The sequence below is a fragment of the Microbacterium sp. NFH-22A-Y genome (assembly GCF_021401375.1).
In the GTDB taxonomy this organism is placed as follows: domain Bacteria; phylum Actinomycetota; class Actinomycetes; order Actinomycetales; family Microbacteriaceae; genus Microbacterium; species Microbacterium hominis.
In genome coordinates this window covers 163,186-185,013 of record NZ_JACBGF010000001.1, presented here as the reverse complement: position 1 = coordinate 185,013, position 21,828 = coordinate 163,186, and the positions used below count along the sequence as shown (strand labels likewise).

22 protein-coding genes are annotated in these 21,828 nt (G+C 71.4%); 8 read left to right on the top strand and 14 right to left on the bottom strand.

Annotated features, from left to right (window positions below; genetic code table 11):
• Nucleotides 1-92 precede the first annotated feature (92 nt).
• The gene (locus L0965_RS00850; RefSeq protein ID WP_101305331.1) at nucleotides 93-1,538 is read left to right on the top strand and encodes a sulfatase; all 1,446 of its coding nucleotides are present in this window, start codon (nucleotides 93-95) and stop codon (nucleotides 1,536-1,538) included.
• A 17-nt stretch (nucleotides 1,539-1,555) separates the two neighbouring features.
• Here the strand turns inward: L0965_RS00850 and L0965_RS00845 are convergent, their stop codons facing one another.
• Genes L0965_RS00845 through L0965_RS00835 form a run of 3 tightly spaced genes read right to left on the bottom strand, consistent with a single transcriptional unit; the run spans nucleotide 1,556 to nucleotide 5,984 of the window.
• Nucleotides 1,556-2,371: a purine-nucleoside phosphorylase gene (locus L0965_RS00845; protein ID WP_101305330.1), complete on the bottom strand. Its 816-nt coding sequence runs from the start codon at nucleotides 2,369-2,371 to the stop codon at nucleotides 1,556-1,558.
• 27 nt (nucleotides 2,372-2,398) lie between these two features.
• Nucleotides 2,399-4,612 carry an arylsulfatase gene (locus tag L0965_RS00840; protein WP_101305329.1) on the bottom strand — a complete coding sequence of 738 codons (2,214 nt, stop codon included), beginning with the start codon at nucleotides 4,610-4,612 and terminating at the stop codon, nucleotides 2,399-2,401.
• Between the two features lie 31 nt (nucleotides 4,613-4,643).
• On the bottom strand, nucleotides 4,644-5,984 hold the full coding sequence (locus tag L0965_RS00835; RefSeq protein WP_101305328.1) for an MFS transporter: 1,341 nt from the start codon (nucleotides 5,982-5,984) through the stop codon (nucleotides 4,644-4,646).
• A 182-nt stretch (nucleotides 5,985-6,166) separates the two neighbouring features.
• On the opposite strand from L0965_RS00835, the gene L0965_RS00830 reads away from it, so the two are divergent.
• Genes L0965_RS00830 through L0965_RS00815 form a run of 4 tightly spaced genes read left to right on the top strand, consistent with a single transcriptional unit; the run spans nucleotide 6,167 to nucleotide 8,930 of the window.
• On the top strand, nucleotides 6,167-7,228 hold the full coding sequence (locus tag L0965_RS00830; RefSeq protein ID WP_061782191.1) for a LacI family DNA-binding transcriptional regulator: 1,062 nt from the start codon (nucleotides 6,167-6,169) through the stop codon (nucleotides 7,226-7,228).
• A complete protein-coding gene (locus tag L0965_RS00825; protein ID WP_101305327.1) occupies nucleotides 7,225-7,593 on the top strand; it encodes a YidH family protein in 369 nt (122 codons plus the stop codon). The genes L0965_RS00830 and L0965_RS00825 overlap by 4 nt, the downstream gene beginning before the upstream one ends.
• 6 nt (nucleotides 7,594-7,599) lie before the next feature.
• A complete protein-coding gene (locus tag L0965_RS00820) occupies nucleotides 7,600-7,950 on the top strand; it encodes a DUF202 domain-containing protein (RefSeq protein WP_101305326.1) in 351 nt (116 codons plus the stop codon).
• The gene (locus L0965_RS00815; RefSeq protein WP_101305325.1) at nucleotides 7,947-8,930 is read left to right on the top strand and encodes a formylglycine-generating enzyme family protein; all 984 of its coding nucleotides are present in this window, start codon (nucleotides 7,947-7,949) and stop codon (nucleotides 8,928-8,930) included. The genes L0965_RS00820 and L0965_RS00815 overlap by 4 nt, the downstream gene beginning before the upstream one ends.
• Nucleotides 8,931-9,033: 103 nt before the next feature.
• Here the strand turns inward: L0965_RS00815 and L0965_RS00810 are convergent, their stop codons facing one another.
• The 6 genes from L0965_RS00810 to L0965_RS00785 form a co-directional block, all read right to left on the bottom strand.
• A complete protein-coding gene (locus L0965_RS00810; RefSeq protein ID WP_234057899.1) occupies nucleotides 9,034-10,554 on the bottom strand; it encodes an HNH endonuclease signature motif containing protein in 1,521 nt (506 codons plus the stop codon).
• A gap of 107 nt (nucleotides 10,555-10,661) precedes the next feature.
• Entirely contained in the window at nucleotides 10,662-11,288 is a 627-nt protein-coding gene (locus tag L0965_RS00805) for a MarC family protein (protein WP_101305324.1), read from the bottom strand.
• Between the two features lie 31 nt (nucleotides 11,289-11,319).
• Complete coding sequence (locus L0965_RS00800) at nucleotides 11,320-12,648, bottom strand: dihydrolipoamide acetyltransferase family protein (RefSeq protein WP_101305323.1); 1,329 nt, start codon at nucleotides 12,646-12,648, stop codon at nucleotides 11,320-11,322.
• A gap of 27 nt (nucleotides 12,649-12,675) precedes the next feature.
• Nucleotides 12,676-13,653: an alpha-ketoacid dehydrogenase subunit beta gene (locus L0965_RS00795; protein ID WP_060959764.1), complete on the bottom strand. Its 978-nt coding sequence runs from the start codon at nucleotides 13,651-13,653 to the stop codon at nucleotides 12,676-12,678.
• Nucleotides 13,653-14,780, bottom strand: a complete 1,128-nt coding sequence (locus tag L0965_RS00790) for a thiamine pyrophosphate-dependent enzyme (protein WP_101305322.1) — start codon at nucleotides 14,778-14,780, stop codon at nucleotides 13,653-13,655. Before L0965_RS00790 ends, L0965_RS00795 begins: the two co-directional genes overlap by 1 nt.
• 193 nt (nucleotides 14,781-14,973) lie before the next feature.
• Nucleotides 14,974-16,041 carry a histidinol-phosphate transaminase gene (locus L0965_RS00785; RefSeq protein ID WP_101305321.1) on the bottom strand — a complete coding sequence of 356 codons (1,068 nt, stop codon included), beginning with the start codon at nucleotides 16,039-16,041 and terminating at the stop codon, nucleotides 14,974-14,976.
• Nucleotides 16,042-16,125: 84 nt separating this feature from the next.
• On the opposite strand from L0965_RS00785, the gene L0965_RS00780 reads away from it, so the two are divergent.
• Nucleotides 16,126-16,524: a phage holin family protein gene (locus tag L0965_RS00780; protein ID WP_060959767.1), complete on the top strand. Its 399-nt coding sequence runs from the start codon at nucleotides 16,126-16,128 to the stop codon at nucleotides 16,522-16,524.
• A gap of 9 nt (nucleotides 16,525-16,533) precedes the next feature.
• Here the strand turns inward: L0965_RS00780 and L0965_RS00775 are convergent, their stop codons facing one another.
• The gene (locus tag L0965_RS00775) at nucleotides 16,534-17,868 is read right to left on the bottom strand and encodes a hypothetical protein (protein WP_101305320.1); all 1,335 of its coding nucleotides are present in this window, start codon (nucleotides 17,866-17,868) and stop codon (nucleotides 16,534-16,536) included.
• Nucleotides 17,865-18,116, bottom strand: coding sequence for a hypothetical protein (locus L0965_RS00770; protein WP_101305319.1), 252 nt, complete (start codon nucleotides 18,114-18,116; stop codon nucleotides 17,865-17,867). Before L0965_RS00770 ends, L0965_RS00775 begins: the two co-directional genes overlap by 4 nt.
• 159 nt (nucleotides 18,117-18,275) lie before the next feature.
• Here L0965_RS00770 and L0965_RS00765 point away from each other — a divergent pair, with 159 nt between their 5' ends.
• Together L0965_RS00765 and purB are read left to right on the top strand one after the other, a co-directional pair.
• Nucleotides 18,276-18,779: a low molecular weight protein-tyrosine-phosphatase gene (locus L0965_RS00765; protein ID WP_082734313.1), complete on the top strand. Its 504-nt coding sequence runs from the start codon at nucleotides 18,276-18,278 to the stop codon at nucleotides 18,777-18,779.
• Nucleotides 18,780-18,837: 58 nt separating this feature from the next.
• Nucleotides 18,838-20,226 carry an adenylosuccinate lyase gene (gene purB / locus L0965_RS00760; RefSeq protein ID WP_198553664.1) on the top strand — a complete coding sequence of 463 codons (1,389 nt, stop codon included), beginning with the start codon at nucleotides 18,838-18,840 and terminating at the stop codon, nucleotides 20,224-20,226.
• A gap of 37 nt (nucleotides 20,227-20,263) precedes the next feature.
• On the opposite strand, the gene L0965_RS00755 is transcribed toward purB, so the two are convergent.
• The 3 genes from L0965_RS00755 to L0965_RS00745 all read right to left on the bottom strand — a co-directional run bounded on the left by L0965_RS00755 (nucleotide 20,264) and on the right by L0965_RS00745 (nucleotide 21,801).
• Nucleotides 20,264-20,599 carry a hypothetical protein gene (locus L0965_RS00755; RefSeq protein WP_060960746.1) on the bottom strand — a complete coding sequence of 112 codons (336 nt, stop codon included), beginning with the start codon at nucleotides 20,597-20,599 and terminating at the stop codon, nucleotides 20,264-20,266.
• Nucleotides 20,596-21,264 (bottom strand): acyl-CoA synthetase, encoded by a 669-nt coding sequence (locus L0965_RS00750; RefSeq protein WP_101305317.1) that lies wholly within the window; start codon nucleotides 21,262-21,264, stop codon nucleotides 20,596-20,598. Before L0965_RS00750 ends, L0965_RS00755 begins: the two co-directional genes overlap by 4 nt.
• Nucleotides 21,265-21,363: 99 nt before the next feature.
• A complete protein-coding gene (locus L0965_RS00745) occupies nucleotides 21,364-21,801 on the bottom strand; it encodes an iron chaperone (protein ID WP_101305316.1) in 438 nt (145 codons plus the stop codon).
• Between the last annotated feature and the right edge of the window lie 27 nt (nucleotides 21,802-21,828).

Below are 21,828 nucleotides of genomic sequence, written 5' to 3'. Positions count from 1 at the left end.
GGCTCTCATATGTGAGCACCTGTGCTAGCTTTCCCTCAGAGTTCGAGCCTGCGTCAGGCACGAGAGCCGTGTGAACGAATCGGAGATGATTCATGCCTCAGTCAGACACCCCGCCGAATGTGGTGTTCATCATCACGGATCAGCAGCGCTGGGACACCATCGCCGCGCTCGGGCACTCGCATGCCATCACGCCCCACCTCGACCGCCTCGTGCGGGAAGGCACCGCCTTCACCAACATGTACGTGACCTCACCGTCGTGCGCGCCCTCCCGTGCGAGCCTGTTCACCGGCCTGTACCCGCACACCACCGGCGTCTACCGCAACGACGACGTCTGGCGACACTCCTGGGTCGAGCGCGTCGCCGCTCAGGGCTACCGCTGCGTGAACGTCGGGAAGATGCACACGTTCCCCTATGACGCCGCCGTCGGATTCCACGAGCGCCACGTGATGGAGAACAAGGATCGCGGCAATCCCGAGCTGCCTTTCCTCTTCGACAACTGGGACAAGGCGCTGTGGAGCCACGGGTACGTCAAGCCCGACCGTCGGACGCTGCGCGACGTGCCCGACTACCAGGATCGTCTCGGGGCGTTCGTCTGGGAGCTTCCCGAGGAGCTGCACGTCGACAACTTCGTCGGGAACATGGCGCGGCACTGGGTGGACGTCTTCCCGGGTCTGACGGACCTCCCCTTCTTCCTGCAGATCGGCTTCCCCGGGCCGCATCCGCCCTACGACGCCGTGCCCGCGCATCTCGATCTCTTCGAGGGGCGAGAGGTGCCGGAGCCGGTGAACTCCGCGGCCGACCGTGACGGCCAGCCGTCCGTGCTCAAGGCCCTCCGCACCGAGCACGTGCGCAACGACCACGACTCGGTCGTGCACGACGAAGACCCCGAGCGGCACCGGAGCCTGCGACAGCGCCGCCACTATCTCGCGAACATCTCCATGATCGACGCGCAGATCGGCCGCCTGCTCGACGCCCTCGAGGCACGGGGAGTGCTCGACAACACGGTCGTCATCTTCACCTCCGACCACGGAGACACGCTCGGCGACCACGGCCACAGCCAGAAGTGGACGATGTACGAGGGAAGCGTGCGCGTGCCCGCCATCGTGTGGGGCCCGAAGTTCGTCCGCCAGGGATCGCGGGTCGACGGCCTCGCCTCGCTCTTCGACCTCGGTCCCACGATCCTCGAGCTCGCCGGCGCGGACATCCCCCCGTGGATGGAGGCCACCTCACTGCGCGGGGCGCTGACCGGCGACGGCTGGGAGGGACGCGCACACGTCTTCGCCGAGCACGCCCGCGACATGATCCTCACCGAGACGGCTCTGATGACCATGGTGCGGGACACGGAGTGGAAGCTCGTGGAGTTCATCGACTCCGACGAGGGTCAGCTGTTCGACCTCCGCACCGACCCGCACGAGGAGCACTCGCTGTGGGACGATCCCGCCGCAGCCGGAACCAAAGCCCGCCTGAAAGAGGTGATCTCCCGCTGGCGCGCGGAGAGCGCCCTCAGGACGGCGGGCTGGGCGTCGTCCTCCGTGTGAACGGGCGCCCACCCCCCTCAGGAGTCGGCGGCGATCGCGCGGATGACGCGCGCCAGCAGCGGACCGAGGGTCGCCTCGGCCGACTTCCCGGCCTCCAGCACCTCCTGGTGGCTCAGCGCCCCGGACTGGAGGCCGGCGCCGAGATTCGTGATCAGCGACAGCCCGAGGACCTCGAGCCCCGCCTCGCGGGCGGCGATCGCTTCGAGCGCGGTGGACATCCCGACGAGGTCGCCGCCGAGGCCGCGGAGCATGCGGACCTCGGCCGGGGTCTCGTAGTGCGGACCCGTGAGCTGCACGTACACGGCCTCGCCGAGCTCCGGCGCGACGGCGTGCGCGAGGGTGCGCAGCCGCGACGAGTAGAGGTCGGTCAGATCGATGAAGCGGGCGCCGGTCACGGGAGACAGCGCGGTGAGGTTGATGTGATCGGTGATCAGTGCCGCCGTGCCGGGGATGCGGTCGGGGTCGAGGGCGCCCGCGCCGTTGGTGAGGATCATCGTCTTCACACCCGCGGCGGCGGCCGTGCGGACGCCGTGGACGGTCGCGGCGACGCCGTGTCCTTCGTAGAAGTGGGTGCGCGCGCCGAGCACGAGCACCCGGGTCCCGTCATCCGTGACGAGGGAGCGGAGCGTTCCGGCGTGCCCCTGGACGGCGGAGGCACGGAAGCCCGTGACCTCGGCGGCGGGGATGTCGGCGACGGTGGTGCCGAGGTGCTCGACGGCCGTCTTCCAGCCGCTGCCGAGCGTCACGGCGATGTCGTGCTCGGCGACGCCGGTCAGACGTGCGATGTCGGCGGCAGCAGCGGCGGCCTGGTGGGTGGGGGACGGTTCAGACATCGGGGAGCCCTCTCTGGGTCGGATCGGTCATTCGGAGGCGAGGATGACGTCGGCGCGCTCGCGCGCGTCGTCCTCCTGCGGCGAGGCATCCATCGTCACGAGCGCGATCGTCTGCGCCGGCAGGGCGATGGTCTGCAGCGGGCTGAATCCGGAGACGACGCCGGCACCGACGTCGAGGCCCCAGAAGGAGAGGTGCGAGGACGACGTCGGGATCACCAGCTCGTCGGATGCCGGGACGTCGTCGATCGTCAGACGGACGCGGGCCCGACGGTCTTCCGCGGCGTGCAGAGTGAATCCGACGGTCTGCGCATCGGGCGGGATCGGCCGGTCGCCGACCAGCGCCAGGTGCGTGTCGAGGAGCTTGTGCTCGAAGCGCAGCACGCCGCCCTGCACCGACAGGAAGTAGCCGCCCTGCGCGTTGCCGGAGGACAGGATGGTTCCCGTGAGGGCGCTGACGTCGGCGGCGAGCCGGGCGCGGACGGTCAGGGTGCGGTGGGAGCCGGTGACCCCGGTCGCGCCGGGGACGTGGCTCTGACCCGGACGCAGCTCGAGACGGTCCTGCGCGATCAGCCCGTGCGGTCCGGCGAGCTCGATGAGAACGCGCAGCGGGCGGTCGTCGAGCGGCAGGACGTCGTGACGGCCCGCCTCCTGCCACCAGAGGTCCTGAAGCCGGCGGAGCACGTCGGGGTGCTCCGCCGCGACGTCGCGCGCCTCGGCGAAGTCGGTGCGCGTGTCGTAGAGGCGCCAGGTGTCGTCGGCGTACGGCGCGCCGACCTCGTGAGCCGTCACCGCACGCCACCCGTCGTGCCAGATCGCGCGGTGGCCGAGCGTCTCCCAGTACTGCGTGGTGCGGCCGACGGGGGCCGTGGCATCCACGATGCTCTCGGCGAGACTCTCACCGTCCATCCCGTCGGGAGCGGTCGCCCCGATGAGGTCGTAGAGCGTCGGTGCGAGGTCGACCACGTGCATGAACTGGGTCCGCACCGCGGCCCGCGACGTCTCGGGCGTGGAGATGACGAGCGGCGAGCGCACGCCGCCGAGGTCGACGAACTGCTTGTAGCGCCGGAAGGGCGTGTTCCCCGCCATCGCCCATCCCTCGGGATAGTGCGCGCCGCCGGTGACCGAGCCGACCCTGTCGAGCTCGCCGACCATCGCCGCCGCGGGGCGACGGATGCCGCTGTACGGTCCGTTGGTGTCGACGTCGCCCGTCGGGCCGCCCTCGCGCGAGGCGCCGTTGTCGGAGAAGAGCGCGAACACGGTGTCATCGGTCTGACCGAACTCCTCCAGGGCGTTCAGCAGCCGTCCGATCTGCGCATCCGTGTGCTCGAGGAACCCGGCGAAGGCGGACTGCAGGTGGGTGAACACCTCGCGCTCGGCGTCGGTGAGCTCCTCCCACGCGCTGACGCCCTCGTTGCGCTCGGTCAGAGGCGTGCCCGACGGGACGACGCCGGTGAGGATCTGCCGCGCGAGGCGCTCACGTCGCGTCTGGTCCCACCCCTTCGCGAACTCGTCGAGGTACTTGTCGATGAACGCGCGCGGCGCCTGGAACGGCGCGTGGGTCGCCCCGAAGGCCACCTGCAGGTAGAACGGATCGTTCGGCCGGAACGAGAGGTGGTCGCGCAGGTACGAGATCGACCTGTCGACGAGATCCTCGCTGAGGTGGTACCCGTCCCGCGTGGGGGTGGGGACGGCGTGGTTGTCCTCGTAGAGCTCCGGCTCGTACTGGTCGGTGCACCCGTCGAGGAAGCCGTAATAGCGGTCGAAGCCGAGCGCCAGCGGCCAGTTGCCGTGCGGACCCGCGGGAGTGATCTCGTGGAGCGGGGCGAGGTGCCACTTGCCGACGAGATAGGTGCCGTACCCCTGCTCGCGCAGCACCTGCGGCAGCACGGGCGTTCCCGCCCGCACCGATCCGCGGGAGTTCGGGAAGCCGGTGTCGGTGTCGGCGAGGAACCGCATCCCGACGGCGTGGTTGTTCTTCCCGGTGAGGAAGGAGGCCCGCGTCGGCGAGCACAGGGGGGTGACGTGGAAGTTGCTGTATCTCACCCCGTTGTGCGCGAGCGCGTCGATGTGGGGGGTGGCGATCTCCGAGCCGAAGCATCCGAGATCGGACCACCCCGTGTCGTCCAGGATCACGACGACGAGGTTCCGTCGCGGCGTCGTGTTCGGCTCGGGCCACCACGGGACGGAATCCGCCACGGTGGTGCCGACGGATCCGCGGAAGGAAGGGTCGAGGGTCGTCATCGGTGACTGCTTTCTGCGGGGGACGGCACGGTCACCGGGTGGCCGGGGCCGTCGCGGGCGCGCTCGGGGCGGCGATGGAGACGGTGTGGCGCGGCTTCACCGTGATGGTGAACACCAGGGCGATGACCGCGATGAAGGCGATGTACATCGACACCGTCCAGGTCGCGCCGTTCGCGGCGCCGGTGAGCGCTTGAGCGATCACCGGGCCGAAGCCGCCGCCGAGCACGGTTCCGAGCTGGAAGCCGACGGACATGCCCGAGTAGCGCACGCGCGGCGGGAAGTAGTGGGCGAACAGGGTGGCCTGCTGGCTGAACAGCGTGCCGATGATGAGACCGGAGATGCCGGTGGCGAGGAACAGGCCCCCGACGGTGGCGGTTCCGATCAGCAGGAACATCGGGAACGCCCACAGCACCAGGGCGACCAGCCCGACGACGAGGACTGCACGCTGGCCGACACGGTCGCCGAGACGACCGGCGATGGGCGTGATGATGAGGCTCGTCACCGACGAGAGGATGTTGGCGAGCAGGACGACCGTCGGGTCCATGCCGAGGACGTTGGAGGCGTAGCCGAGGACGAACACGCCGACCACGAGTCCGAGGGTGGCGTCGCTGGCGTGGATGAAGACGGCGGCCAGGATCTGCGCGGGATAGCGACGGACGGCCTCCCAGACGGGGACCTTCACCTTGTCGTCGGCGGCTTCGATCTTCTCGAACTCGGGGGACTCGTCGACGCTGAAGCGCAGCCAGATGCCGACCAGCAACAGGATCGCACTCGCCAGGAACGGCACGCGCCAGCCCCACTCGACGAGCTGTTCGAGGCCGATCGTGGCCGTCAGCAGCGCGACGGAGCCGCTGGACAGGATGACGCCGATCGGCGCACCGGCCTGCACGACACTGCCGAAGAAGCCCCGCTTCCCGTCGGGCGCGTGCTCGACGGCGAGGAGGGCGGCGCCGCTCCACTCCGCTCCGATGCCGACGCCCTGCGCGACACGCAGGACGACGAGGAGGATCGGGGCGACGACGCCGACCTGGGCGTAGGTCGGCAGGAATCCGATGATGAGCGTGACGCCACCGGTGAGCATGAAGCTGAAGAGCAGGATCCGCTTGCGGCCGATGCGGTCGCCGAAGTTGCCGAGGATGATGCCGCCGAGCGGACGGGCGATGAAGCCGACGGCGAAGGTCCCCAGCGCGAGGAGCGACGCGACGCCGGGGTTGTCCTGGGGGAAGAACACCCGCCCGAAGACGAGGGCGGACAGCGTTCCGAAGACGAAGAAGTCGTAGTACTCGAGGATGGAGCCGATCGTGGCGCCGGCGAGGGCGCGGGTCGACATCTGCTGCTTCGTGAGCACTCGCGGGTGGTGCGGTCGGTTCATCGGTCACTCCAGTGTGAGGCGGGGCGGGAAAAATATCGCTGGAATCGATTCCGGGAATCGATTCCGCTACGGTAGGGGATCAACAGGGCATCATGCAAGCGGTGTTCGATTCCGCCCCACCGTCGGGAACGCGAACGTCCACCGGATACCGTGGTGTGACCACGACGTGAGGAGGAACTCGCATGGCTGCATCGCGACCGGCCACCTCTCCGTCGGCCCCTTCCCCGGGGACGGCCACCATCCTGGACGTCGCCGCGTTGGCGGGCGTCTCGCGCACCACGGTCTCACGCGTCCTCAACCATCCCGACCTCGTCCCCGCCGACACGATCGCCCGCGTCGAGGGCGCGATCGACGAGCTCGGCTTCCGGCCGAGCAGCCGCGCCCGCGGCCTGCGCACGGGACGTTTCGACACCATCGCACTGCTGGTCGGCGATGCGTCGCAGCCGTTCCAGAGCGCCGTCGCGAAAGCGGTCGCGCGCGCCGCGGAGGCACGCGGCCTCAACGTGCTGCTCTGCGATCTCGATCACAGCGAGGAGCGGCTCATCACGTTCCTGCGTCAGCTTCCTCGTCAGGGCGTCGACGGGATCGTGATCTCCACGGGCGACGACGTGTCGCGCTCCCGCGCGGGCGCTGTCATCGCGGAGACCCGCGCCGGCGGAACGCCGATCGTCATCTCCGGCCGCCTCCCCGAAGACGACCTGTTCGGCGTGGGGGTGGACTTCACGTCCATCGCCGACGCGGCCACGACCCGGCTCATCGAGAACGGGTCGCGGCGGCCGATCCTGCTCATCGGCGACGCCGACACCTACGTGGGTGCGCGGTGGGCAGCCGGCTACCGCGCCGCGGTCGAACGAGCGGGCCTCGATGCCGTCGTCCTCCAGACGCAGTACTCCGACGCGACCTCCACCCAGCTCGTGCTGCGCGAACTGTCAGCGAGCACGCCGGCGGACGGGATCATCGCGGGCACCGTACCGCTCGCGCTCAGTGCGGTGCGCGCGGCGCACCACTGCGGTCGCCTCGTGCCCGACGACCTGGCCATCATCGCGTGCGAGCAGGTCGGACTGGCCGAGCTCGTCACGCCCGCGGTGTCGACCATCGGCGTCACGGCCGAAGCCAGCGGCGAGGCGCTGGTCGAACACCTGTCCCAGCTGATCGCGGGCCGCAATCCCCCGCACGCGACGCTGCCCTACGTCCTCTCGGAGAGACAGACCACGCGGCATCCGGCAGAAGGCGAGACCAGGTGAACCCGCGCGCAGGCCGGACCCTCCGGTGGATCTACCGGCACGGTACGGAGCCCGACCCCCGGTTCACCCTCGCGAACGAGCGGACGTTCCTCGCCTGGATCCGCACGTCGCTCGCTCTCATCGCGGGCGGGGTGGCACTGGAAGCGCTCGGGCTTCCGCTGCATCCCGTTCTGCGCCTGACGGCCTCCCTCATCCTCCTCGCCGCCGGAGCCGCGCTGCCGCTGCTGGCGTGGGTGGGCTGGGGCCGGGCCGAGAGGGCGATGCGGCAGCAGACGCCCCTGCCCGTACCCGTCGTCGCCCTCCCCCTCGCGGTGGTCCTCGCCGTGGTGACCGTGCTGATCGTGCTCGGGCTCCTCATCGCCTGAATCGCCATGACCGAGATCTTCGACCCTGGGCTCCAGCCGGAGCGGACGCTGCTGGCGTGGCGGCGCACCCTCCTCACGATCGGCGGAGCGGGGCTCATCGCGCTGCGGCTGCTGCCGTCCGCGCTCGGCCCCTGGGCGCTGCCGGTCCCGCTCGCGATCATCGCCACCGCCGTCGCCCTCCACCTCCTGAGCGAACGACGGTTCCGGCACACGTATCGCGAGCTGACCGCCAATCGCGTCGTGCCCACGGTCGGGATGCTGACGCTCGTCCTGGCCGGGCTCGTCGCCGGCGGTGGCGTCACCGCGATCGTCGCCGTCCTCGTCCTGGCCGCACAGCACACACCGGGGGCACCATGACGACGGGACAGGACGGCGGGTCGTGCGGGCCGAACTGCTCGTGCGGAGGACCGCGACGCGACGCGTTCGTCGCGCTCGGCCCGGTGCGCCGCGCGGACGACGGTTCGGCGAGGGCCGCCGCCCACGACATCGAACAGATCCACGTGCCGGCGGGAGCGTTCCTGATGGGCGACTCGTCGGGCGATGCGAACGTCGGCGACGGCGAGATCCCGGTGCATGCCGTCGAGCTCGCCGCGTTCGACATCGACGCGACCACCGTGACCAATGCGTCCTTCGCGGCCTTCGTGGAGGCGACCGGATACGTCACCGACGCGGAGGCGTTCGGCTTCTCCGCCGTGTTCCACCTCGCGGTCGCCGCCCCCGCGGAGGACGTTCTGGGCAGGGCGCCGGGAACGCCCTGGTGGATCGGCGTGCGCGGGGCCGACTGGCGGCATCCCGGAGGGCGCGCGTCGACGGTCGACGATCTGCCCGACCACCCGGTCGTCCACGTGAGCTTCAACGACGCGATCGCCTACTGCGACTGGGCCGGACGCGCGCTGCCCACCGAGGCGCAGTGGGAGTGCGCCGCTCGCGGCGGGCGGGAGTCCGAGAAGTACCCCTGGGGGGAGCGCGAACCCGGGACCGACGGTTGGCCCGTGAACATCTGGCAGGGCGAGTTCCCCCGCGTGAACACGATGGACGACGGCTATCTCACGACCGCCCCGGTGCGCTCGTTCGCCCCCAACGGCTACGGCCTGTGGCAGCCCGTGGGCAACGTCTGGGAGTGGTGCGCAGACTGGTTCGACCCCGACTACTACGCGCGCTCTCCGCGGGTCGACCCGCGGGGGCCTGCGACCGGCACCTCCCGCGTCCTGCGCGGCGGGAGCTATCTGTGCCACGTCTCGTACTGCAACCGCTACCGGAACTCGGCGCGCTCGCAGAACACGCCGGACTCGTCGATGGGCAACGCGGGCTTTCGCACGGTCTCGCGTCCGCGCTGACGCCGGACGGAGAGTCGGGATGCGCGGTGACGCCGCCGTCCGCCGGCGCGCCCGCGTGCGTGATGTCAATCGCGGTCGTGCACATCGGGAAGGCCCTCGCCGCTCAGAAGGGGGGCGGGTCGTTCGGTCTGGCGGTGGTGGGGACGAATCTGACGAGGCTGGGTGGGCGGTCTTCGTAGTGTCGTCCGGTGGGTGAGGTCCATTGGAGGGTGCCGTGGCCGAGGTGTCGGACCCGCCAGGCGGTGTGGTGCTTGACGGTGTGGTGGCGGCGGCAGAGGTGGGCGAGGTTGTCAGGTGCTGTGGGGCCGCCGTCTGCGGCTGCGGTGGTGTGGTCGCGGTCGCACCGGTGGGCGGGGCGGGTGCAGCCGGGGGTGCGGCAGCGTTCATCCCGTGCAGCCAGGTAGCGGCGGATTTCCGCGCTGGGTCGGTACCGGTCGACGGCGATGGGGATGCCTGTGGTCGGGTCGGTGAACACCCGATCCCAGCCGGGGGCGAGCCCGGCGAGGCGGCGGGCGGTCGTCGGGTCGATGGGCCCGTACCCGGTGAGCAGGGGCGGGCCGCTGTTCGGGTCGCCGGCGAGGGTCAGGGCGGGGACCGTCACCTGGATCTGCGCCGTCACCGCTTCCACTCCGGCACCGGTGGCTCGGGTGGAGGCAGTGGCGGTCAGGAGCAGGTCGGTGAGGATGTCCGCACGCACCTGCGCCAGCGTACGGGTGTCCTTCACGGCGGTCGTGGCCGTGCGCGTGGTCGTGCAGGTCGCGTCGGTGGGGCGGGCGGGGCCCGTGATGAGCGTCTCGCCACACGGGCCGCCACTCGTGCCCCGCGCGACGCGCGTGTTCACATCGGTGTCGACATCGGTGTCGACATCGGCGAAGGCATCCGCGTCGGTGACATCCGCCTCACCGTCGCTGTCCTCGTCGGTCTGATCGAGGATCGCCCGGCCCCGGGCGGTCAGGGTGTCGTGGATGGCGTGGGCGAGCGGGGCGGGAAGATCCGCGATCAGCCGGGCCATCCCATCCTCCAAGGCGAACAAGCGCACGGATCTCTCGTCGTACGCGCGCTGCGCGGCCTCGGTGAAGGCGGCTGGGTCGATGGTCGCGGCGATCGCCTTCGCCGCCGCGCTCATCCGCGCTGGCGACTCCGACCGGGCCGCCTCCAGGGCGAGGGTCTCGTACCGCGCCCGGTCCGCTTCAGAGGTAAGAAGCGTGCCCGTGCGGCTGATCGCCCACGCATGACCCGCATCGATCTCCCCGCCCGCCCACACCTCAAACGTCCGCGGGAACAGGGTCGTCAGCAGGTACGCCTCCGACATCCGCCGTTGCACACCCCGATCCGACACCCGCAACGCCATCGCGAGCTCCAACGCGACCTCCCGCAACGGCAGATCCGCGTCCGACGACTTCACCGACCGCCCCTGTTGCTGCGCCTCCTGCCTCAGCACCGCGGCACGTTCCGCGACCACATCCACTGCCGCGGCCAGCAACTGCGCCTCCGCGGCCTGCGCCCGAGCCACACACCGCCGCGCATCCACGACACCGGCCACCACGGCATCCAACCCGGGCCAGGTCGTATCACCCTCACGTGTACTCGACAGCGCGTGCATCATCACCCCTGACCCGGCCACAACCGGAGGACAGGACCCGCAACAGAAGGTGGGCACGCGCGGGGTTTCTTCACCCCACTATAGAACAAACATTCGAAACACGCAAGAGCGACATCGAAACGGTCCGCTCACGCGAGGCCCGGAAGCGCCGCCGCGAGACCGTGCACGAGGATCTCCACGCCGATCGCGAGGATGAGGAAGCCCATCACGCGCGTGATGGCGCCGACGCCCGTCGCACCGAGCTTCTCGGTGAGGGGCGTCCCGTAGCGCAGCAGCACCGCGATCGCGGCGGCGATGACGAGCACGGCCGCGACGATCGCGACGCGGTCCAGGATGCCGGGATTGCGCGCCGCGAGACCGACGACGACGCCGATCGCGCCCGGGCCGGCGATGAGCGGCAGCGCCATGGGCGAGAAGCTGATGTCCGTCTTCGTCGCGGCGTGCTCCTTCTCGGCATCCGAGGCCCCCGCCCCCAGAGCGCGCGGCACGACCATGCCGAACCCGGCGTGCATCACGACCAGGCCGCCCGCGATCTGCAGCGCCCCGAGCGAGATGCCGAAGAACTCGAGGATCAGCGTGCCGAGAAGGGCGAAGACGGTCAGGATCACCGCGACGTACACACCCGTGAGCCACGACTGCCGGCGGCGGTCCGCCTCGTCGAGATGCGCCGCCAGCCCCGCGTAGGCGGCGACCGCGCCGATCGGGTTGGTGATCGGGACGAGCGCCGCGAGCGCGGCGACGAAGACGCTCAGCATGCCTTCATTGTGGTGCAGCCGGCCCGCTCGATCAGTCCAGCAGCAGCGCGGGCTCCTCGAGGATCGACGCGACATCGGCGATGAACCGGCTCATGCCGTCGCCGTCGATGACGCGGTGATCGAACGAGCCCGAGACCGTCGTCACGAACCGCGGACGCACCTCGCCGTCGACGACCCACGGCTTCTGGCGGATCGTGCCCATCGCGACGATGCCGGACTCCCCCGGGTTGATGATCGGGGTCCCGGCATCCATCCCGAACACACCGATGTTCGTGATCGTGATCGTGCCGCCCTGCTGGTCGGCCGGGGTCGTCTTGCCCTCACGAGCGGTCAGCGTCAGCTTCTCGAGCGCCTTCGCGAGCTCGCGGAGGTTGAGGTCCTGCGCGTCCTTGATGTTCGGCACGAGCAGGCCGCGGGGCGTCGCGGCGGCGATGCCGAGGTTGACGTAGTTGCGCACGCGGATCTCGGCGGAGCCGTCCTCCTTGTCGATCCACGCGGCGCCGATCAGGGGCGTGCGCCGGACCGCCCAGATCACGGCGCGCGCCATGATCAGCAGCGGCGACACCTTGATGTCGGCGAAGTCGGGCGAGGCCTTCAGCCGCTTGACGAGCTCCATCGTGCGGGTCGCGTCGACATCGGTCCACACCGAGACGTGGGGCGCCGTGTAGGCGGAGCGCACCATGCCGGATGCCGTGGCCTTGCGCACGCCCTTGACCGGGATCGCCTCCTCACGCTCGCCCACGGGCGGAGCGGCGGGCGCCGGCGCGGAGACCGGGATCGTCTGCTCGCGCTCGGCGGGAGCGACCGGCGTCGCGATGTTGCGGAAGACGCTCGCCTGCTCCGCGTGGCGCACGACGTCGTCGCGGGTGACCTCCCCGGCGGGACCGGTCGGGGTGACCTCCGACAGCGTGACCCCGAGGTCGCGCGCGAGCTTTCGCACCGGCGGCTTGGCGACCACGCCGACCGACGCCCGCACCGTCTCGCCCCGCTCGGCGGGGCGCTTACGGCGGGAGGTGGCCCCGGCGCCCGTGCCGTAGCCGACGAGCACCGCACCGCCGTCGTCGTCGGATGCCGCGGCCTGCTCGGCCGGGGCGGGAGCGGATGCCGCGGCATCCCCCGCGTCGCCGGCGATGGTGATGATCGCCGCGCCGACCGTGACGGTCTGCCCCTCGGGCGCGAGCAGCTCGCCCACGGTGCCGGAGAACGGCGAGGGCAGCTCGACGAGCGACTTCGCGGTCTCGATCTCGACCAGCACGTCGTTGACCTCGACGGCGTCACCGGGCGCGACGCGCCACTGCACGATCTCGGCCTCGGTGAGTCCTTCACCGACGTCCGGCAGGTGGAAGATCTGCTCGCTCATGTCGTGGTTCTCCTTCGCGGCGGACGTTCAGTAGGCGAGGGCGCGGTCCACGGCCTCGAGGATGCGGTCGGCATCCGGGAGGTACGTGCCCTCGAGCTTGGCGGGCGGGAACGGCACGTCGAAGCCCGACACGCGCAGCACGGGCGCCTCGAGCGCGAAGAACGCGCGCTCCATGACGGTCGCCGCGACCTCAGAGCCGACCGAGGTGAATCCCGGTGCCTCCTGCGCGTAGACCATGCGGCCCGTGCGGCGCACCGAGTCGAGGATGGGGCCGTAGTCGATCGGCGACAGCGAGCGCAGGTCGATCACCTCGCACGACGTGCCCTCGCTCTCGGCGAGCGCGGCGGCCTGCAGGAGCGTCGTCACCATCGCGCCGTGGCCGACGAGCGTGACGTCGGTGCCGCGGCGCACGAGGCGCGAGGCGTGCAACGGCAGCGGCCGCTCGTCGACGTCGACGTCGCCCTTCATCCAGTACTTCGCCTTGGGCTCGAGGAAGATCACCGGGTCGGGGGAGCGCACGGCATCCTGGATCATCCAGTACGCGTCGTTCGCCGTCGACGGCGACACGACCCGCAGGCCCGCCGTGTGCGTGAAGTACGCCTCCGGGCTCTCCTGGTGGTGCTCGACCGCGCCGATGTGGCCGCCGTAGGGGATGCGGATGACGACGGGCATCTGCAGCGCGCCCTCGTGCCGGTTCGTCAGCTTCGCGAGCTGTGTCGTGATCTGGTCGAACGCGGGGAAGACGAAGCCGTCGAACTGGATCTCCACGATCGGCCGGAAACCCGCCATCGCGAGACCGATCGCCGTGCCGACGATGCCCGACTCCGCCAGCGGCGTGTCGAGCACGCGCCGGTCGCCGAACTCGGCCTGCAGGCCCTCGGTGACGCGGAACACGCCGCCGAGACGACCGATGTCCTCGCCCATCAGCAGGACGTGGTCGTCGGCGGCCATCGCGGCGCGCAGGCCCGCACTGAGGGCCTTGGCCAGGGGCATGGACTCGACCATCAGACGCCTCCCTCCAGCGATGCCTCGTAGGCGGCGAGCCAGCGCCGCTGCTCCACCATCAGGGGGTGGTCCTCACTGTAGACGTGGGCGAACATCGAGTCCGGCTCGATCGTGCCCAGGGCGTTGGTGCGCACCCGCACGTCGTCGGCGTAGGCCTGGGCGGCGGCATCCACGTCTTCGAAGAAGGATGCCGCGGCCCCCCGGCCCTCGAGGTACGCGCGCATCCGCGCGATCGGGTCGCGGCGGGCCCACGACTGCTCCTCGTCGGAGGTGCGGTACTTGGTGGGGTCATCGCTCGTGGTGTGGGCGCCCATGCGGTAGGTCATCGCCTCGATCGCGCGGGGACCGTCGCCGGCGCGCGCCTCGTCGAGCGCGAGCCGCGACACCGCGTAGCTGGCGAGCACGTCGTTGCCGTCGACGAGGATCGACGGCATGCCGTAGCCCTCGGCGCGGCGGTACAGCGGAGCGCGCGACTGGGTGGCGACCGGCACCGAGATGGCCCAGTGGTTGTTCTGCAGGAAGAAGACCTGGGGCGTGCGGTACGTGTTGGCGAACACCATCGCCTCGTGCACGTCGCCCTGGCTGGACGCGCCGTCGCCGTAGTAGACGACGACGGCCTCGTCGCGGTTCGCGTCACCCGTGCCGGTGCGGCCGTCGAACACGAGCCCCATGCCGAAGCCGGTGGCGTGCAGCGTCTGCGACCCGAGCACCAGCGTGTAGATGCGCACGTTGCCGTTCTTCGGGTCGGTGGGGTCCCACCCGCCGTGGGTGAGACCGCGCATCACACGGATGATGTCGATCGGGTCGACGCCGCGGGTCGTGGCGACGACGTGCTCGCGGTACGAGGGGAAGAGGTGGTCCTGCGGGCGGGCGGCGCGCACCGACCCGACCTGCGCGGCCTCCTGACCGAGCGACGGGGGCCACAGTGCGAGCTGGCCCTGTCGCTGCAGGTTGGTGGCCTGCCGGTCGAACGCGCGGACGACGACCATGTCGCGGTAGAACGTCTCGAGCTCGGCATCGGACAGCGCATCGATGAGCGGCAGGTAGCGCTCGGCTTCGGGCGTGGGGGCGAACGTCCCGTCCGCCGCCAGGACGCGCACGAGGGCCGGGTCGTCAGGCGGGGTCATGTTCCCACGCTAACGCCCTCCGCATGCGTCGTACTGCATGGGATCGACAACGGGAGCCGCGATCCGCCGTGCCCGCGCCACAACGCGCCGGGGCAAATCGCGCGACGGGGAGTTTCGGACGCCTCTGGCGACCGAAACGGCGTGGGGGCGGGTTTCGGGCGCTCGTGGCGTCCGAAACTCGGGCGAGGAGGCCTCAGCGCGGCGCGACGGATGCGGCGACGCGCACGATCGTGTCGAGCGCCTCGTGCTCGCCGATGGAGATGCGCACGCCGTCGCCCGCGAACGGGCGGACGATCAGCCCGGCCTCCTCGAACGCCGCGGCGACCTCGAGCGCGCGCTCGCCGGCGGGCAGCCAGACGAAGTTGCCCTGCGCCTCGGGGACGTCCCAGCCGGTCTCGCGCAGCCGCGCGGCGAGGTCGTCGCGGTGCCCGGCGAGGGTGCGCACACGGTCGAGCAGCTCGTCCTCGGCGTCGAGGCTCGCCAGGGCCGCCTCCTCGGCGGCGGCCGTGACCGACAGGGGGATGCCGGTGCTGCGCGCGGCCGCGAGGATGCGCGGGTCGCCCACGGCGTAGCCCACGCGCAGGCCCGCGAGGCCGTAGGCCTTCGAGAAGGTGCGCAGCACGACGACGTTCGGGTGCCCGGCGGCCAGCACCGCGGGACCGGAGACGGCGTCGGGGTCGGTGACGAACTCCGCGTAGGCCTCGTCGAGGACCACCAGGACGTCGGCCGGCACCCGGGCGAGGAAGGCGTCGAAACCCGCGGCGGTCACGACGGGACCCGTCGGGTTGTTCGGACTGCACACGATGACCATGCGGGTGCGGTCGGTCACGGCATCCGCCATCGCCTCGAGGTCGTGGCCGCCGTCCACGTCGTTCGGAACCGTGACGGCGGTGGCGCCGGCGACCGTGGCCAGGCTCGGGTAGGCCTCGAAGGAGCGCCACGAGAAGAGGATCTCGTCGCCCGGTCCGCTCGTGGCCTGTGCCAGCTGGAAGAGGATCGACACCGATCCGGCCGCGATGTGCACGGCGTCGTCGCCCACCCCGAAGCGCTCCGCCAGGCGCGCGCGCAGCCGCGGCGACGACGCGTCGGGGTAGCGGTTGACGGCGACCGCCGTCTGCACCGCCGCCACGACGCTCGGCAGCGGCGGGAACGGGTTCTCGTTGCTGGACAGCTTGAACGCCTCCGCACCGGCCTGCTTGCCCTGCTTGTAGGCGGGGAGGGCGGCGATCTCGGGGCGGATGCGGACGGGCAGCTCGGTCACGGGACGAGTCTACGAGGGCGCCGCTCGACGCGTGCGGGACGACACCTTCCCGGCGGCGCGGCCGCGTGGAACACTGGAGGGACCATGCGCTTCATCGTCCGCGTCGTCGTCAACGCCTTCGCCCTCTGGGTCGTGACGCTCCTGCCCGCCCTCGAGGTGGGGGTGACCCCGTTCGCCCCCGGCGAGACGCTGCAGCTCGTGCTGACCCTGCTCGCCGTCGCGGCCATCTTCGCCCTGGTGAACACGATCATCGGGACGGTCATCAAGATCGTCGCCTTCCCGCTGTACATCCTGACGCTCGGACTCATCTCGTTCGTCATCAACGGCCTCCTGCTCTGGATCACCGCGTGGGTCACGAGCTCGTGGGGCTGGGGGCTCACCGTCGGGGACTTCTGGCTCGGCGTCGTCGCGGCGATCGTGATCTCGCTCATCAACTGGGTCTTCGGCATCCTGCTGCGACCCCAGGAGAAGAAGCGCCGCTGACCGGCGTCCTCAGAGCCCGCCGGAGCGTCGACGCACGCGTGCGTCGTCCGCCGACGAGGTGCGGCGGGCCCCGTACACGATCGACGTGCCTGTCACCGCGCCCGCGAGCGGCGCGAGGCGGTCGCGCACCGCGGCGACACGCGGGTCGGACGCGGCGTCGACGAGCCCGGCGGTGTCGCGATACGCGTCGAGGCCGTGCACGACCAGCATCGCATCGGTCCACGCCGGAGCCGGGTGGGCGGTGCGCTGCACGACCAGGCTCTGGGTCGAGCCCGACACCCCGGGCGGACCGCCCACCGCCAGGGCCGCGACCGGATCGTCGGTGTGGCGGATCGTCAGGGACAGCACCCCCGCCGGAAGCTCCGCCTGCACGGGACCCGCGATGCCGATCTGGGTGCGCACGTCGTAGCCGCCCTGACGGGCCAGATGCGCTCCGATCATCGCGCCCTGCGAATGCCCGACGACGTGCAGCCGATCGCCCGCGACCGCTCCCGCCGCCGCGAGCGCCCGTTCGACCGCCTCGTACGACGACGACTCCTCGCCGAAGTACAGCTGCACGTTGGATGCCATGTCCCACGGCTCGTCGCGGTCGACGGCCGCCCGCGTGCCGCCGATGTAGACGAAGAACTCGCGCTCACCGGACGCGAACCGGTACTCCTCGACGCGGACGCGCGCCCCGTCGAGCCCGTCCTCCCCCGGCATCCGGTCGATGATCTCGACGAGCGAGCGCGGAGCCGCCGCGGCGCCGGGGGCCCGGTGCCGGCTCAGCTCCACGACGGATGCCGTCGCCCCCACCGGCCGCAGGGGTGGCGCGTCGGCGGGGATCGTGCCCCGGTCGGCCGCGCGGACGGCGCCCGTGAGCAGCGTGAGGCTCGGGCCGAGCGGGCCGTAGACGCCGAGCATCCCGGCGGCGGCGCGCATCTGACCCTCGATCTCGGCGTGGCGGCCCTCGCTCCACGCCTCCGCGAGGTGCGCGGCCTCCGCGGCGACGTCGGGGGCGACGGCGAGCCGCCGGGCGGCGAGCCGCAGGCCGTCCGCGCCGTCCGCGCCGCCCGCGCCGCGGATGCGCGCGAGCGCCTCCTGCTCCGCGAGCTCGTAGACCTCCGCGAGTCTGCGCACGCTGCGCGCCAGAGCGGCGGCCGCGTCTTCGGCGGCGCGCGCCCCGCCCTGCGGCGACGCCACCCAGAGCCCGCCCGCGAGCGACGACGCGTGCGCGCGTCCGAGCACATCCCCCGCCTCCGCGAGGCGTGCCGCGAACAGGGCGAGCGTGGCCGCGAGGTGTCGGAGCGTGTCCGTGTCGACGACCACCAGCCCGCCGGATCGGATGTCGACGTCCCCCGTCATCCCGCCGCTTCCGCCAGGGCGCGGCAACGCTCGCGCCGCAGCGAACGCTCCCACTCGTCGATCTCCGCCGCCGCGGCCGCCAGCAGCCGGGTCCAGGCGACGAGCTCATCGCGCAGCGGCGCCACGGCGGAGTTGCCGCCCGGAACCTCGTCGATCAGCGCGGGAGCGCGGGCACGGACCTCCGCCAGCAGCGCGCTCGCCTCCCGCACCTGGGCGAGGGCGCGGTCGATGTCGTCGACGCGGTTCACCCCCCGATCGTCCCGGAAGCAGCGGCGGCAGCGGACGACGTCCGGGGGAATGTGGACGTTCCGGCGCACGCCGCCGCGGGGGAGGAGGACTCGGGCGACGACGCGAGTCCGGGCACGGAGCACTTTCGGCGCGGGAGCGACCTGCTCCACAATGGGGAGGTGACTCGCCGCGCCGCACCTTTCCGCGTCGTGTTCGTCTGCACCGGCAACATCTGCCGTTCTCCCATGGCCGAGATCGTCTTCCGCGACGTCGCGGAGCGCGCCGGACTCGGCGACCGCGTCGTCTCGACCAGCTCGGGAACGGGTGATTGGCACGTCGGTGAACGGGCCGACGCGCGCACGCTCGACGCGCTCCAGCGCCGCGGCTACGACGGCGCGCGCCACCGCGCCCGGCAGTTCACGCTCGACGACTTCGAGAGCAACGACCTCGTGGTCGCCCTCGACCGGTCCCACGAGCGCATCCTGTCGACCTGGGCGCGAACGACGGCGGATGCCGACAAGCTCGCGCTCCTGCTGTCGTTCGACGCCGACGCCCACGGCAACCTGGACGTCCCCGACCCGTACTACGCGGGGCCGGAGATGTTCGACGACGTGCTCGGTATGATCGAGAGCGCGAGTCGGGCGCTCTTCCGGCAGCTCGAACCGGCCATCCGCCCGTGCTGAGCACGTCACCCTGAGCACCGGCCGCGCGTCGACAGACACCGTGATCGGAGCCCGCGTCGTGACCACCGCGAACACCCTCGCCCACCAGCCCCTCAGCCCCCTCGACGGCCGCTACCGCGGCGCCGTCTCGGGCTTGTCCGCGTACCTCTCCGAGGCCGGCCTCAACCGCGCACGTGTCGAGGTGGAGGTCGAGTGGATCATCACCCTCACCGATCGCTCCCTCTTCGGCTCGGCACCGCTCACCGACGCGCAGAAGGATTCGCTGCGCGCCCTCTACCGCGACTTCGGGCAGACGGAGATCGACTGGCTCGCCACGACCGAGTCGGTGACCCGGCACGACGTCAAGGCCGTCGAGTATCTCGTCCGCGACCGACTGCAGACCCTCGGGCTCGAGGCGGTGGCCGAGCTCACGCATTTCGCCTGCACGAGCGAGGACATCAACTCCGCCTCCTACGCCCTGACCGTCAAGCGTGCGGTCGACGAGGTGTGGCTGCCCAAGCTCCGTGTCGTCATCGATGCCCTCGGCACCCTCGCGCACGAGCACCGGGATGCCGCGATGCTCTCGCGCACGCACGGTCAGCCGGCGACGCCGTCGACGATGGGCAAGGAGCTCGCCGTCTTCGCGTGGCGCCTGGAGCGCGTCGCCGCGCAGATCGCGGGCGGCCAGTACCTCGCCAAGTTCTCGGGCGCGACCGGCACCTGGTCGGCCCACCTGGCCGCGGCTCCCGAGGTCGACTGGCCCGAGCTGTCGCGCACGTTCATCGAGGGCCTCGGCATCGACTTCAACGTGCTGACGACGCAGATCGAATCGCACGACTGGCAGGTCGAGCTGTACGACCGGGTCCGCCACGCCGGCGGCATCCTGCACAACCTGGCCACCGACATCTGGACCTACATCGCGATGGGCTTCTTCGCGCAGATCCCGGTCGCCGGGGCCACCGGGTCGTCGACGATGCCGCACAAGATCAACCCCATCCGGTTCGAGAACGCCGAGGCGAACCTGGAGATCTCGGGCGGCCTGTTCACGACCCTCGCCTCGACGCTCGTGACGAGCCGGATGCAGCGGGACCTCACCGACTCGACGACGCAGCGCAACATCGGCGTCGCCTTCGGCCACTCCCTCCTCGCGCTCGACAACCTGCAGCGCGGTCTCACCGAGATCTCCCTCTCGCGCGACGTGCTGCTGGCCGACCTCGACGCGAACTGGGAGGTGCTCGCCGAGGCCATCCAGACCGTCGTGCGCGCCGAGATCGTGGCGGGCCGGTCGCAGATCACCGACCCGTACGCGCTCCTGAAGGAGCTCACGCGGGGCCGCCGGGTGGGCGGCCCGGAGCTGGCGGAGTTCGTGCGCACCCTCGACATCGGGGATGCCGCGAAGGAGCGCCTGCTGGCGCTGACCCCCGCCGGCTACATCGGCCTCGCCGACGAGCTCGTCGACCGCGTCTGAGGGCGTTTCGACGCGGCTCTGCGGTTCCCGCGAGAGGTCAGTCGCGCGGCGCGGAACCGTCGTCGGACGCGTCGGGGGATGCCGCGGCATCCGCATCGTCGACGAGCACGCCGTGGTCGACCTCGCGGGTCACCTGGGCGGGGTCGACGGCGAGCATGCACAGCGCGATGATCACAAGGGTGGCGATGAACGCGATCCCAGCCACCACGAGCGCCACGACCACGACGTGCACGCGCTCGTCGCCCGTCAGGTCCTGGAAGAAGCCCATCGACACGAGCGTCACGAGACCGGCGAAGAGGGCCGCGGCGAAGGCGAAACCCAACAGCTGAACCGGCTTGAGGAGATCACGGCGGGTGGTGCGCGGCGTGCTCATGCGGATTCTCCTGACGAGACGGGCTCCGCGGCGATCGGGCGGCGCGGCGAGAAGCCGGCGATGCCGAGGAAGACGGCGATGACGGCGGCGTACCCGCCGAACAGACCGACCCCGATCGTGATGCCGGTCAGCGTGAAGCTGCGCCCGGCCTCGGAGATGAAGTATTCGAGACTGTAGGCGGGATTGACGAGGAGCAGGGCGACGCCGAGCGCGAGGGTCACCGCACCGATCAGGATGCCGTCGCGGCCCTCGTCGCGGTACTCGCCCCGCCGGAGGCGGATGCCGCCGACCAGCTCGGCGATCCCGGACGCCGCCGCCCAGACGATGACGACGACGAAGAAGAGCGCGGTCGAGCGCAGCCCCGGGATGCCGGTCGCCATCCCGGCCACGAGCGTCAGGACACCGAGAAGGACGGGCGCCGCGCGGCGCTCCCGCGGGTACACCAGCCCGGCGCCGATCAGCAGCACGAGGGCGGTCGCGATCGCCCAGCCGCTGAAGACCGCGAGGCCCACGGCGGCCGAATGGTCGGGCGAGAACGTGACCATGACCGCGGCGACGGCGGCCAGGAGCGCCCGGCCGAGCTGCACATGACGCACGTCGAAGGCGCGCGTCGGGCGCTCACCGGCACCGGTGGTGCGGGAGGCAGCGGGGGCGTCGTCGGACACGTCGGACTCATCGGATCGGGGAAGGCGGAACCTCACCAGTCTAGGTCGTCCGCCGCCGGGATCCGCCTCCGCCCGCCACGGCACCGCGCCGGCGCGGCCTCAGCCGGCGGCCGCCTCCACGAGGGCGCGGAGCTTCTTTTCCACGGCGGGAGTCACCGCGACGACGGCGAACGAGGTCGCCCACATGTCGCCGTCGTCGAGGAAGGCGTCCTCCTGGAAGCCGACCGTGCCGTAGCGCGTCGCGAACTTGCTCGCCGGCTGATAGAACACGACCACCTTGCCGTCGCGGGCGTAGGACGGGAAGCCGTACCAGGTCTTGGGCTCGAGCTGGGGAGCGACCTCGGAGACCACGCGGTGCAGCAGCGTCGCCACCTCCCGGTCGGTGCCCTGCAGCCCCTCGATCGCCTCGACGCACGCCTCCAGCTCCTTCGCGAGCTTCGCGGCGCCCTTGAGGCCCTTCGTCGTGCGCAGTTCCTCGGCGCGCTGGCGCATCGCCGCGCGCTCGTCGTCGCTGAATCCGCCGGTGGTGTCGGCCATGTCGGTCCTCTTCTTTCCTGGTCGGCG